Source organism: Streptomyces sp. NPDC059564 (assembly GCF_042735575.1).
GTDB lineage: Bacteria > Actinomycetota > Actinomycetes > Streptomycetales > Streptomycetaceae > Streptomyces.
Genome location: NZ_JBHWBP010000218.1, coordinates 1 through 12,810 on the forward strand (window position 1 = coordinate 1; position 12,810 = coordinate 12,810).

General features: G+C 71.6%; 11 protein-coding genes and 1 tRNA gene. 5 read left to right on the forward strand and 7 right to left on the reverse strand.

The genetic code is table 11. From position 1 onward, the window contains the following. Positions 1-24: 24 nt before the first annotated feature. Positions 25-2,568 (reverse strand): ABC transporter permease, encoded by a 2,544-nt coding sequence (locus ACFV0Q_RS28350; RefSeq protein WP_385009198.1) that lies wholly within the window; start codon positions 2,566-2,568, stop codon positions 25-27. A 79-nt stretch (positions 2,569-2,647) separates the two neighbouring features. Continuing rightward, the gene (locus ACFV0Q_RS28355) at positions 2,648-3,415 is read right to left on the reverse strand and encodes an ABC transporter ATP-binding protein (protein WP_385009205.1); all 768 of its coding nucleotides are present in this window, start codon (positions 3,413-3,415) and stop codon (positions 2,648-2,650) included. Between the two features lie 440 nt (positions 3,416-3,855). Between ACFV0Q_RS28355 and ACFV0Q_RS28360 the strand changes: the two genes are divergently transcribed. Continuing rightward, positions 3,856-3,937, forward strand: a tRNA-Leu gene (locus ACFV0Q_RS28360). Between the two features lie 137 nt (positions 3,938-4,074). Continuing rightward, the gene (locus ACFV0Q_RS28365) at positions 4,075-4,929 is read left to right on the forward strand and encodes a Bax inhibitor-1/YccA family protein (protein ID WP_385009199.1); all 855 of its coding nucleotides are present in this window, start codon (positions 4,075-4,077) and stop codon (positions 4,927-4,929) included. Positions 4,930-5,033: 104 nt separating this feature from the next. Here ACFV0Q_RS28365 and ACFV0Q_RS28370 read toward each other — a convergent pair whose 3' ends face one another. Then, positions 5,034-5,264, reverse strand: coding sequence for a DUF4287 domain-containing protein (locus ACFV0Q_RS28370; protein WP_266576991.1), 231 nt, complete (start codon positions 5,262-5,264; stop codon positions 5,034-5,036). A 101-nt stretch (positions 5,265-5,365) separates the two neighbouring features. Here ACFV0Q_RS28370 and ACFV0Q_RS28375 point away from each other — a divergent pair, with 101 nt between their 5' ends. Continuing rightward, positions 5,366-5,725, forward strand: a complete 360-nt coding sequence (locus ACFV0Q_RS28375; protein ID WP_385009200.1) for a hypothetical protein — start codon at positions 5,366-5,368, stop codon at positions 5,723-5,725. Here ACFV0Q_RS28375 and ACFV0Q_RS28380 read toward each other — a convergent pair. The 3 genes from ACFV0Q_RS28380 to ACFV0Q_RS28390 all read right to left on the reverse strand — a co-directional run bounded on the left by ACFV0Q_RS28380 (position 5,709) and on the right by ACFV0Q_RS28390 (position 9,347). Further along, positions 5,709-6,539 carry a hypothetical protein gene (locus ACFV0Q_RS28380; protein WP_385009206.1) on the reverse strand — a complete coding sequence of 277 codons (831 nt, stop codon included), beginning with the start codon at positions 6,537-6,539 and terminating at the stop codon, positions 5,709-5,711. The genes ACFV0Q_RS28375 and ACFV0Q_RS28380 overlap by 17 nt on opposite strands. Positions 6,540-6,870: 331 nt before the next feature. Next, a complete protein-coding gene (locus tag ACFV0Q_RS28385) occupies positions 6,871-8,088 on the reverse strand; it encodes an acetyl-CoA C-acetyltransferase (RefSeq protein ID WP_385009201.1) in 1,218 nt (405 codons plus the stop codon). A 254-nt stretch (positions 8,089-8,342) separates the two neighbouring features. After that, positions 8,343-9,347 (reverse strand): SGNH/GDSL hydrolase family protein, encoded by a 1,005-nt coding sequence (locus ACFV0Q_RS28390; protein ID WP_385009202.1) that lies wholly within the window; start codon positions 9,345-9,347, stop codon positions 8,343-8,345. Between the two features lie 126 nt (positions 9,348-9,473). Here ACFV0Q_RS28390 and ACFV0Q_RS28395 point away from each other — a divergent pair, with 126 nt between their 5' ends. Continuing rightward, positions 9,474-10,856, forward strand: a complete 1,383-nt coding sequence (locus tag ACFV0Q_RS28395) for a cystathionine beta-synthase (protein WP_385009207.1) — start codon at positions 9,474-9,476, stop codon at positions 10,854-10,856. Positions 10,857-11,250: 394 nt separating this feature from the next. On the opposite strand, the gene ACFV0Q_RS28400 is transcribed toward ACFV0Q_RS28395, so the two are convergent. Further along, positions 11,251-11,640, reverse strand: a complete 390-nt coding sequence (locus ACFV0Q_RS28400; RefSeq protein ID WP_385009203.1) for a hypothetical protein — start codon at positions 11,638-11,640, stop codon at positions 11,251-11,253. A 147-nt stretch (positions 11,641-11,787) separates the two neighbouring features. On the opposite strand from ACFV0Q_RS28400, the gene ACFV0Q_RS28405 reads away from it, so the two are divergent. Further along, entirely contained in the window at positions 11,788-12,630 is an 843-nt protein-coding gene (locus ACFV0Q_RS28405; protein WP_385009204.1) for a MurR/RpiR family transcriptional regulator, read from the forward strand. The last annotated feature ends 180 nt before the right edge of the window (positions 12,631-12,810 follow it).

Consider the following 12,810-nt stretch of genomic DNA (forward strand, 5'->3'; position numbering starts at 1 on the left):
GCCCTGACGCGTGTGCCGCGACCGCTACTCGGTCTTGATGGCGGTCAGCATGTTCAGCCGGGCGGCGCTGCGGGCCGGCCACATGGCGGCCAGGACGCCGACCAGTCCGGCGAGGAGGAAGAAGATCCCGATCCGGTCGAAGGGGATCACCAGCTCGTAGCCGGGGACGGAGCCCGCGATGGTCTTGCCGCCGGCCCAGGCGAGGAAGACGCCGACGCCGATGCCGAGGACCGCGCCGAAGAGCGAGATGACCACGGCCTCCAGGCGGATCATGTTCTTGACCTTGCCGCGGTCGAGGCCGACCGCCCGCAGCATGCCGATCTCCTGCTGGCGCTCGTAGACGGACATCGCGAGGGTGTTGACCACGCCGAGGACCGCGATGATCAGGGCCATGCCGAGCAGGCCGTACATGATGTTCAGGGCCGTGTTGATCATGCCGGCCATCTCGTTGCGCATGGCCTCCTTGTCGGAGACCTTGACCGCCGGGTTCTTGCCGAGGGCGTCGACGACGGCCTGCTGGCTCGCCTCGGAGGCGCCGCCGGAGGTCTTGACGAGCACCTCGGGCAGGTACTGGGACTCGTTGTGCGAGGCGAGGATCTTGTTGTCGAGGACGTAGTCGTCGAGCTGGTCCTTGCCGTCGAACAGCGCGCCGACCTGGAGCTTGCCCTTCTGGCCGTCGTCGTACTCGGCGTCGACGGTGGAGCCGACCGACAGGCCCTGCTTCCTGGCCTCCTTGTCGGAGACCATCAGCTTGCCCTGGCCCAGGGAGGCGAGGTCGCCGGCGGTGGTCTTCACGGTCAGCACCGCGTCGAGGGCGGCCGGGTTGACGCCGCTGACCGTCTGGAAGGTGCCGCCGATCCGGACGCTCTCCATGGTCTTCGGGGAGACGGCGGTGACGCCCTTGCCCTTCTCCAGGGCGGGGAGCACCGACTTGTCGAGGTTCATGCCCTCGCCGGCCATGGTGACCCGGTAGTCGGCCTTGATGTTCTGCGTGCTCAGCTTGTCGACGGCCTGGCCGATGGTGATGCCCATGACCGACATCGCGGTGACCAGGGTGAGGCCGATGGTCAGCGAGGCGGCGGTGACGGCGGTGCGGCGCGGGTTGCGGACCGCGTTCTGCGCGGCCAGCTTGCCGGAGACGCCGAACACCTTCTCCAGCAGCGGGCGGACCACGGCGATGACCGGGCGCGACAGCATCGGCAGCAGCACGAACAGGCCGATGAGCAGGAAGAACGCGCCGCCGGCGATGGTGGTGCGGCCGTCGCTCTTCTGGCCGGCGCCGAGCAGGACCACGCCGATGCCGATGACGGCCAGGACGCTGCCGATGATGTTGCGCAGCACCAGGGACTTCATGGTGGCGGGCAGGTGGACGCTGCCCATGGCGGCGACCGGGGCGATCTTGGCGGTCCGGCGGGCGGGCAGCCAGGCGGCCAGCATGGTCACCAGGATGCCGATGACCAGGGCGACGAGGACGGTCGTCGGGGAGATGATCAGCGAGCCGGCCGGGATCTTCGCGTCGAAGAGGTCCATCGCGGAGCGCATGGCCACCGCCAGGCCGATGCCGCAGGCCAGACCGACGACGGAGGAGATGAGGCCGACCACGCCCGCCTCGGCGAGGACGGAGCGCTTGACCTGGCCGCGGTTGGCGCCGACGGCGCGCAGCAGGGCCAGCTCCTTGGTGCGCTGGGCGACCAGCATGGTGAAGGTGTTGTAGATCAGGAAGATGCCGACGAAGAGGGAGACGCCGGCGAAGATCAGCAGGCCGGTGCTCATGCCGGACATGGCCCGCTCGATGTCCTTGGCCTGCTCGGCGGCCAGCGCGGCGCCGGTCTTGGCCTCGGCGCTCTTGGACAGCAGCGGCTTGATCTCGGCGAGGAGCTGGTCGGCGGTGGTGCCGGCCTGGGCGCTGATGGAGAGCTCGCGGTAGAAGCCGGGCTGGAGGTAGAGCTCCTGGGCGACCTTGGTGTCGAAGAGGACGAGGCTGCCGCCCGCGTTGACGGCGCCGTCCTCGGTGGTGAAGACGCCGGTGAGGGTGAACTCCTGGACCGGGCCGTTCGTGGCGACGCGGATCTTGTCGCCGACCCGGTACTTGCCCTTGGCGGCGCTGTCCTTGTCCAGCGCGACCTGGTCGTCCTTGACCGGCCCGGTGCCCTCGGTGAAGGAGTAGCGCGGGTCCTTGCCGTCCTTGACGGGGGCGAAGTTGGAACCGGCGTTGGCCCAGCCGCTGCCGATCAGCTTGCCCTTCGGGTCGGCGACGCCCGCGAAGCCCTGGACGCGGCCGGAGACCGCGTCGACGCCCTTGACGGCCTTGATCTTGTCGAGGGTCTGCTGGCCGATGCCGGGCTCGCCCTGCTTCTGGCCGTCCTCGCCGCGGGTGCGGCCGTAGTCGGTGACGGAGACCGCGACGCCCTCGTAGGACTTCGCGGACTGGTTGGACATGGCCTTGCTGAGGGTGTCGGTGAAGACGAGGGTGCCGGAGACGAAGGCGACGCCGAGGGTGACGGCGAGCACCGTCATCAGCAGCCGGGCCTTGTGCGCGAGGACGTTGCGCAGGGCGGTACGGAACATGGGGATCTCAGTCCTGGGGCTGGAAGTCTGTGCGGAGGGCTGTGCGGAGGGCTGCGGGGAGCCGCTGGGCGGCCCCGCTTCAGCTGGTACGGCCCTTGGCGTCGAAGGCCTTCATCCGGTCGAGCACGCCGTCGGCCGTGGGCTGGCGCATCTCGTCGACGATGCGGCCGTCGGCGAGGAAGATGACGCGGTCCGCGTAGGAGGCGGCGACGGGGTCGTGGGTGACCATCACGACGGTCTGGCCGAGCTCGCGGACCGAGTTGCGCAGGAAGCCCAGGACCTCGGCGCCGGAGCGGGAGTCGAGGTTTCCGGTGGGCTCGTCGCCGAAGATGATCTCGGGGCGGGAGGCCAGGGCGCGGGCCACGGCCACGCGCTGCTGCTGGCCGCCGGAGAGCTGGGTGGGGCGGTGGGAGAGGCGCTCGGAGAGGCCGACCATGGCGATCACGGTGTCCAGCCACTGGCGGTCGGGCTTGCGGCCGGCGATGTCCATCGGCAGCGTGATGTTCTCCAGGGCCGTCAGGGTCGGCAGCAGGTTGAAGGCCTGGAAGATGAAGCCGATCTTGTCCCGGCGCAGCTGGGTCAGCTGCTTGTCCTTGAGCGAGCCGAGCTCGGTGTCGCCGATGCGGACCGAGCCGCCGGAGAAGGTGTCCAGGCCCGCGACGCAGTGCATCAGGGTGGACTTGCCGGAGCCGGACGGGCCCATGATCGCGGTGAACTGGCCCTGGGCGAAGTCGACGGAGACGTTGTCCAGCGCGACCACCTGGGTCTCGCCCTGGCCGTACACCTTGGACAGCTGCGTGGCACGGGCGGCCACCGCCTGGGAGGTGTGGTGCGGGGCGTAGTTCATGGCGGTCACGGGGACTCCTGTCGAGCGGCTGCTGCGGTGGGGGTGGGACCGTTCCATCCTCACCGCCGCCCCCGGGGCTCCGGATCAGCCGCGGTGCCCGTTCACTGGCCCACTGGAGGCTGACCGCGAGCGGTCCCGCCTCCTCCTTTGGTATGACAGGAGCCCTGAGAGCGGACCGGGGCGGCCGCGCGGCGCGGGGCGTGGCGCGGGGGGTGGCCCGGGGTGGCGGACGGGGTGGCGCGGGGCAGCGAAATTACGTCATTCCCGTGGTGGGCGAGAGCGTCGCCCGGAACGGTGCCGACCGTGACTTATCGGCTCTGACGCCCACTCAATCACCAATAAAATCAGACAACATCGGATAGACGGCCGTCTGCCCGCCAGAGCGTTCCGGATAGGCTCGGCATAGCGTTCAAGGCTTTTCCACGGGGGCCCGCTGCGCTGCCCGGATGGTGGAATGCAGACACGGCGAGCTTAAACCTCGCTGGCCCTCGGGCCGTGCCGGTTCAAGTCCGGCTCCGGGCACTTCCGCAGCCCCTCCCGTTTATCCCCGGTGCTTCGCCGCGGCTTCTCCTAAGATCCTCCTCCAGCAGTAGGGTGCTTTCTTTGCGAGCACATTACTCTTGGAGCAAGGCTGCGCACGGTGGCCATGGAGGAGTGAGATGAGGAGCAGTAACCCGGTCTTCTCGCGACGGGGGTTCAGCCGCGACAACGGCGGCTACGCGGGCTTCGAGGCGCAGCACGCGCAGGCCGGGACCGCGACCAACCCGTACGCGACGAATCCTTACGCCACCGACCCGACCACCGGCATGCCGGCGGCGCCGGTCCGCGGCAACGTCATGACGATCGACGACGTCGTGAGCCGTACGGCCATGACGCTCGGCACCCTGATCGTGACGGCGACGCTCGCCTGGATCGCGCTGCCCGTCGACCCGGCGAACCTGAAGACGTCGTACGGCATCGCCATCGGCGCGGCGCTCGTGGCCTTCGTCCTGGCGATGGTCCAGAGCTTCAAGCGCAAGCCGTCGCCCGCGCTGATCCTGAGCTACGCGGCCTTCGAGGGCGTCTTCCTCGGCGTCATCAGCATGGCGGTCAGCACCTACGTCAGCCCCGGCGTGGTCGTCCAGGCCGTCCTCGGCACGATGTGCGTCTTCGCCGCCGTGCTCGTCGCGTACAAGATGCGCTGGATCCGCGTCAACCGCCGCTTCACCGGCTTCGTGATGGCCGCGGCCCTCGGGTTCGTCCTCCTGATGGTGGCCAACTCGCTGTTCGCCGTCTTCGGCGGCGGTGACGGCCTCGGCTTCCGCAGCGGCGGCCTCGGCATCGTGTTCGGCATCGTCGGCGTCCTCCTCGGCGCCTGCTTCCTCGCCCTGGACTTCAAGCAGGTCGAGGACGGAGTGAACTACGGCGCCCCGCGCGAGGAGTCCTGGCTGGCGGCCTTCGGCCTCACCATGACCCTGGTGTGGATCTACCTGGAGCTGCTGCGCCTGTTCCAGATCCTCTCCGGCGACGACTAGCCGGACCGCCTCACGGCACCGCACGTCACCGCACGGGGAAGGCCCCGCGAGCACACCGCTCGCGGGGCCTTCCCGCGTTGTGGAGGTGGTGGAAGGGGACGGGCTCAGCCGAACCGGCGTGCGGCTCTGCGCAGGTCGTACTCGTGGATGATCGCCTTGGCCTGGCCGTACGAGAGCTCGTGCGCGCCGAGCAGCCAGCTGACCTTCTCCTCGAACCGGACGAGGGAGGGGCCCTCGTCGACGGTGCGGAGCCAGTCGGACATCTCACGACCGGTGCACTGGGGGATTCTGTCGATCATGTTGCGGTGGGTCTGTTCGGAGAACTCTACGGACATGGGCGCCTCCGGGGGTATCGCCGTGCTGTTCTCTTCACGTCACCGTGCCGGAGAGTTCGGCCGTTGGCAATGGCGCGCGGGCGGCGCGTAAGGTCGGCCGGGTGCTCGATACCTCAGCCCTGACGGCCGCCGTGGAACGATTCGCCGACCGGCTGCGGGCCGCCCCGCAGAGCCGCCTCCAGCGCGGCGCCGCCGCCGAGGCGCTGGAACTGGCCCGGGAACTCGCCCTGCGGGCGCAGCGGCTGGAGGCCGCGGCGTCCGGGGCGGCGGGGGTGCCCGACGCGCGGGTGATGCCGGACGCGGGGATCTTCGTCGTGGGGGACCAGGTGGCGGTCGCCGGACTGGACCTCGCCGAGGCGCTGGGCGCCCTGCGGGGCGGGGATGGCGCGAAGGCCCCGTCCGAGCAGCTGGACGAGGCCGTGGCGCTGGTGGAGCGGGCGGAAGTCAGAGCGATGCGATGACGCGGTCCGCGAGGATGTAGACGTTGCTGTCGGGGTCCTCGGCGTCACCGCAGGAGAAGGTCAGCGCGTAGGCGCCGGAGATGCCGGAGCCGCCCAGCAGGACGGGCGCGGTGCCCGAACGCAGGGCCTCCGCGAGGCGCTCCGCGGTCTCCCGGTGGCCCGGGGTCATGCACAGCGTGGTGCCGTCCGTGAAGACGTACACGTCCAGGGTGCCCAGCGGGCCCGGGCGGACGTCCGCGAGGGCCGTACGGGCCTCCGCGAGCTCCTCCAGGCGGCTGACGGTGCGCTCGTGGTCGGCGCCGGGGTGCGACTGGACCGGAACGAAGTCGGGGTGCGAGGGGTGGCGCCGGCGGGCCGCGGCCAGCTCGGCCGGATCCTCCGGGTAGTCTCCCCCAGCCTCCGGCCAGGAGGTGCCCCCTGCGAGGTCGTCGCCCAGGACCGGCTCCAGGCCGACCATGTCCGACTGCCGGGGCAGGAAGACCGGGCCCTCCTCGCCGAGGCCGGGCAGGCCGCCCAGCAGCGAGGGGGCGTCGGCGGCGTCGCGGGCCTCCTGCGCGGCCCAGAAGGCCCGCGCTTCGGCCAGCTCGCGCTCGCGCTCCTCGGCCAGGGCCTCGGCGACGGCGGCTCGTATCTCCGCGGCGGGGGACGCCGCGGCGCTGCGGGCGTGCGGCACGGTCGCACCGCGCGCCTGGGCCGGAACCGCCAGCTCACCGCGCAGGGCGGTGACCTGCTTTCGCAGTCCGTGGACGGCGTGCAGCGCAGCGGCGCCCACGGCCGTGGCAGCGGCCGTGGTCAGCAGCAGGGCAAGAGACATGGCGCTCACTGACTAACTCCTGGTTGATTCGATCCCCCGACTTCCTACATCAGCTTGTCCTGTGCTGGGAATGGCGTGCAGTGCATTACGTCATGAATTGGACAGGTCTTTCGTCCTGGGAGCCCTGGGGGGATGGCGTCTGACCTGGGGAAACGCCGATCCCCCAGGATAAAGGTCACATCCTGGGGGAGATTCGGTCACAGGTCGGCCGCGACGGGATTAGATTCGACGTCAGTACAGCGCATGGATCTAGAGGATCCCTTGCGGGGCCTGGGGGCCCGCGCTGGGGCCGTACCGGACCCTCACACTGCGCTACGGAACGGCCGGTGCCTCAGCTGAGACGCTCGATCACCATGGCCATGCCCTGGCCGCCGCCCACGCACATGGTCTCCAGACCGAACTGCTTGTCGTGGAACTGCAGGCTGTTGATCAGGGTGCCGGTGATGCGGGCACCGGTCATCCCGAACGGGTGACCGACGGCGATGGCGCCGCCGTTGACGTTCAGCTTCTCCAGCGGGATCCCGAGGTCCCGGTAGGAGGGGATGACCTGGGCCGCGAAGGCCTCGTTGATCTCGAACAGGTCGATGTCGCCGACGGTCAGCCCGGCCCGCTTCAGGGCCTGCTTGGACGCCTCCACCGGGCCGAGGCCCATGATCTCCGGGGACAGGCCGGTGACGCCGGTCGACACGATGCGCGCCAGCGGGGTCAGACCCAGCTCCCGGGCCTTGGTGTCGCTCATGATGACCAGCGCGGCGGCGCCGTCGTTCAGCGGGCAGCAGTTGCCGGCCGTGACCAGGCCGTCGGGGCGGAAGACGGGCTTGAGGCCCTGCACGCCCTCCAGGGTGACGCCGGCGCGCGGGCCGTCGTCGGTGGAGACGACCGTGCCGTCCGGGGTGGTGACCGGGGTGATCTCGCGGGCCCAGAAGCCGTTCTTGATGGCTTCCTCGGCCAGGTTCTGCGAGCGGACGCCGAACTCGTCCATGTCGCGCCGGGTCACGCCCTTGAGGCGGGCCAGGTTCTCGGCGGTCTGCCCCATCGCGATGTACGCGTCCGGGATCAGGCCGTCCTCGCGCGGGTCGTGCCAGGAGGAGCCCTCGCTCTGCGCGACGGCGGCCGTACGGGCCTCCGCGTCGGCGAACAGCGGGTTGTGGGTCTCGCGGATGTCGGAGGAGCCGTGGACGGAGCGGGAGACCATCTCGACGCCGGCCGAGATGAAGACGTCGCCCTCGCCCGCCTTGATGGCGTGCAGCGCCATGCGGGAGGTCTGGAGGGAGGAGGAACAGTAACGGGTGAGCGTGAGGCCCGGCAGGTGGTCCATGCCCATCTGCACGGCGACGATCCGGCCCAGGTTGCTGCCCTGCTCGCCGCCCGGCAGGCCGCAGCCCAGCATCAGGTCGTCGATCTGGCGCGGGTCCAGCTCCGGGATCTTCGCCAGGGCGGCCTGGACGATCGTGGCGGTCAGATCGTCCGGGCGCATGTCCTTGAGGGACCCCTTGAAGGCGCGCCCGATGGGAGAGCGGGCGGTGGAAACGATGACGGCTTCGGGCATCGGGACTCCAAGGGGTGCGTCGTTGCGGGACCGCAAGCGAAGTTACCGCCCCGTACGGTCGAGGTCACCGCCCTTGCGGTGTGATGCCGGTCCCCTTTTCCGGGGCTCCTTCGCCTCCGGGGTGCCGATGCCTGGCTCACAGCGTCGTGCGTCCTCGAAAACCACTCGTTCCTCGCGGTTTCCTCCGGGCGCTCGCCCCTGCTCCCCAGGCGCGCCCCTGCGGCTCAGGAGCCCCGTGCGAGCTGCGGTCCGGGTCACGCCCGGCCGGGGAGGGGGGCCGGGAGGTCTTCCGCCGTCACCCGGCGCCGGCGGCGGTGCTTGAGCAGGGCCCACGGGCCGCGGGCCGCCGTGACCTCCGTGCCCGCCTCGCCCGCCGCCGCGGACGCCGCCTTCGCCACCGGCAGCATGTCCTCGTCCCGCGACACGTCCAGCCGGTCCGAGCCCGGCCACAGGCCCAGCGCCGCGCACAGCGTCGGCAGGATCGCCATCGCGGCCGTCGCGTACCCCTCCGTCGAGGGGTGGTAGGAGTCCGGGCCGAACATCTCCCGCGGGTTCGCCGCGAACTCCGGCCCCAGCAGGTCGCCCATCGACAGGGTGCGGGCGCCCAGCGCCACCACACCGATGGTCTGCGCGGCGGCCAGCTGCCGCGAGACCCGCCGGGCCATCCACCGCAGCGGCTGGTACACCGGCTCGATCGTGCCCAGGTCCGGGCAGGTGCCGACCACCACCTCGGACCCCGCGAGCCGGAGTCTTCGTACCGCCGCGGTCAGCAGCCGGACCGACTGGGTGAGCGGCATCCGCCGCGTCACGTCGTTCGCCCCGATCATGATCACGCACACGTCCGGCGGCGGCGCGTCCCCGTCCAGCAGCAGCCCCACCTGGCGGTCCAGGTCGTCCGACATGGCCCCGGACTGCGCCACGTTGCGCAGCTCCACCGGCCGCTCCGCCACCGCCGCCAGCCCGGAGGCCAACAGCGCCCCCGGCGTCTGGCGGGCCCGGCGCACGCCCAGCCCGGCCGCCGTCGAATCGCCCAGCATGCCCATCCGCAGTGGCCCCGGACTCAGTTCCGGTCCGGAGAACTCGCTCCCGTACAGGCCGTCCGCCCGCGGCGGATCCGGCAGCCCGGTGCCCACCGTCCGCTTCGCGAACTGCACCTCCGCCAGCACCAGCCCCACCGCCGCGACCCCGACCAGTCCGAGACCGCCTCCGCCGTACGCTGCCCCCGCCGCGATCCGGCGGGCCGTTCTCGCCCTGGACACCCTTCAGGCCACCTCCATCGGTCTTGTTGACCTTCCTGCCCCGTACGGACGGTCGGCCAATCCCTTTCCGCATACTCTGGCCGGACCTCCCGGAGAACCCGTGGAGTCCCCTCCCTGGAGAACATGGTGCAATTCCACGACTCGATGATCAGCCTCGTCGGCAACACCCCGCTGGTGAAGCTCAACCGTGTGACCGAAGGCCTGCAGGCCACCGTCCTTGCGAAGGTCGAGTACTTCAATCCCGGCGGATCCGTGAAGGACCGGATCGCCGTCCGGATGATCGAGGCCGCCGAGCAGAGCGGTGCCCTCAAGCCCGGCGGCACCATCGTGGAGCCGACCAGCGGCAACACCGGCGTCGGACTCGCCATCGTGGCCCAGCAGAAGGGCTACAAGTGCATCTTCGTCTGCCCTGACAAGGTGTCCATGGACAAGATCAACGTGATGCGCGCCTACGGCGCCGAGGTCGTGGTCTGCCCGACCGCCGTCGACCCCGAGCACCCGGACTCGTACTACAACGTGTCCGACCGCCTCGCGCGCGAGCCCGGCGCCTGGAAGCCCGACCAGTACAGCAACCCGAACAACCCGCGCTCGCACTACGAGACCACCGGCCCCGAGCTGTGGGAGCAGACGGACGGGAAGATCACCCACTTCGTCGCGGGCGTCGGCACCGGCGGCACGATCTCCGGCACGGGCAACTACCTGAAGGAGGTCAGCGGCGGCCTCGTCAAGGTCATCGGCGCCGACCCCGAGGGTTCGGTCTACTCCGGCGGCTCCGGCCGCCCGTACCTCGTCGAGGGCGTCGGCGAGGACTTCTGGCCGACCGCCTACGACCCGAACGTGACCGACGAGATCATCGCGGTGTCCGACAAGGACTCCTTCCAGATGACCCGCCGCCTCGCCAAGGAGGAGGGCCTCCTCGTCGGCGGCTCCTGCGGCATGGCGGTCGTGGCCGCCCTGCGCGCCGCCGAGGGGCTGGGCCCGGACGACGTGGTCGTCGTCCTGCTGCCGGACAGCGGCCGCGGCTACCTCAGCAAGATCTTCAGCGACGAGTGGATGGCCGGACACGGCTTCCTGGAGGAGGCGGGCCCCGCGGCGCGCATCGGCGACGTCCTCGCCGACAAGGAGGGCGGCATCCCCTCCCTCGTCCACATGCACCCCGAGGAGACCGTCGGGCAGGCCATCGAGGTCCTGCGCGAGTACGGCGTCTCGCAGATGCCGATCGTCAAGCCGGGCGCCGGCCACCCGGACGTGATGGCCGCCGAGGTCATCGGCTCCGTCGTGGAGAAGGAGCTGCTCGCTTCGCTGTTCGCGCAGCGCGCGTCCCTCGGTGACCCGCTGGAGAAGCACATGAGCGCGCCGCTGCCGCAGGTCGGTTCCGGCGAGCCCGTCTCCGAGCTGATGGCGGTGCTCGGCGAGGCCGACGCGGCGATCGTGCTCGTCGAGGGCAAGCCCACCGGCGTCGTCAGCCGCCAGGACCTCCTGGCGTTCCTTGCCAAGGGCGCGAAGTAGACACCCGACGCGCAAACGGTACGGGCCCGACATGTGACGGCAGCACCGGCTTAACACGGCTCCGGCACAGTGGTGGTCGTCGGCAGGGAACACCGGGGAACCGGACACCCCGCCGGCGCCACGAACGGCGTCGGCGCGCCTCCGGAGCGGCTCCCGGACAGCGCGGACGCCAGGGACGCGGACGGCCCTGACCCGGCCCGTATCCCACACGGGGACCGCCGTCGTCCCGCCCCCCGGGCAACCGGGGGTGCCGGCGGTCCCCGCATTACTTTTTGAGCCCGGGCCGGGAACTCGCCCGCGGGGACGAAATCCACGGGGCCAAAACCAGCCTCGCCGGCGTTTGAGGCGCGGGGTCTGGGGCGGAGCCCCAGGGAGCCCGGCGCAGCCGTTCAGGTCACGGGGTCTCGGGAGCCCGGCGGAGGCGCCGCGTGGCGTGGGCGAAGCTCACGCCCAGGATGCCCGCCCAGGCGACCAGCAGCCCGCCGATGCCCGCCTGGGCGGCGCCGATCGCGGACAGCGGGATCGCCAGCACCAGCGTGACGATCGCGAAGCCGAACCGTTCCCCGAAGGCGGCCGCCGCCGAGTCCGCGTCCTGCGGTCCGCCGCGCGCCGTCCGCAGCCGCTCCTCGGCCAGCCGGCGCCTGACCTGCGTGTCGACCTTCTCGACGAAGGAGTCCACGAGGGCGGCCTCGTACTCCGGCCCCAGCTCCCGCCGGGCGTCGAGGGTGGCGGCGAGCTCCTTCTCGAGCTCCTGGGCCTGCGGGGAGTGGGCTGCGGCTGTCATGCGCCCACCGTAGGAACCGGCGGAGCCCCCGGCACTGGGGGTAGCCCCCGTATCCGGATCGCGGTCGCGGGTTGCCGAGCTGCATAACCACATGCAGAGTGCACCGTGACTGAATATCTCACCGGGGACGGGACGGAGGGGACGGCAATGAGCGACAGCCCGGCCGCACGGCTGCAGAAGCTGTTCGAGGGGCACCGGCTGACGCCGACCCAGCGGCGGATCGCGCACTGCATGGTGCGCGGCGCGGCGGAGGTGCCCTTCCTGTCGAGCGTGGAGCTCGCCGAGCTGGCCGGGGTGAGCCAGCCCTCGGTGACCCGCTTCGCGGTGGCACTGGGCTTCGACGGCTACCCGGCGCTGCGGCGCCACCTGCGCGAGGTGGCGCCCGCCGGGCGGCCGGAGCCCGCGCGCGAGGACTCGTACAACGAGTACCAGCAGGCCGTCCAGGGCGAGATCGAGAACCTGCGGCGGCTCTCGGCGGTGCTCGCCGATCCGGCGCCGGTCGAGGAGGCGGGCCGGGTGCTGGCCGGGTCGGCGCCGCTGCCGGTGCTGGGGCTGCGGGCCGCCTCCTCGCAGGCGCGCGGGTTCGCGTACTTCGCGGCGAAGGTGCATCCCGACGTACGGCTCCTCGACGAGGGCGGCTCCATGCTCGCCGACCGGATCGACGCGGCGGCCGCCGCCGGGGCCTCGGCGCTGCTGTGCTTCGCGCTGCCCCGCCACCCCCGGGAGGTCGTCGAGGCGCTGGACCACGCACGGGCGGCCGGGCTGACCGTGGTGACGGTGGCGGACTCGGCGTTCGCGCCCGTTGCCCGCCACAGCGACCTGCTCATCCCGGCGCCGGTCGGCACCGGGCTGGCCTTCGACACGGCGTGCGCGCCGATGCTGCTGGGGCGGGTGCTGCTGGAGGCGATGGCGGACGCCCTGCCGGACGCGCAGGCCCGCCTGGAGGCCTTCGACGCGCGGGCCGCTGCGCGGGGGCTGTTCGTGGAGTAGCCCCCGGCGCCGCTCCGGGGGCTCCGCCCCCGCACCCCCGCGCCTCAATCGCCGGCGGGGCTGGATTTTGGCCGACGTCCGCTCGCACTTACCGCCTGGCGCGCGGCATTGGCCGAGACCCCGCGCCCCCGCGCCTCAACCGCCGGCGGGGCTGGGTTTTCCCTCGGGCAGTCGGCCAGG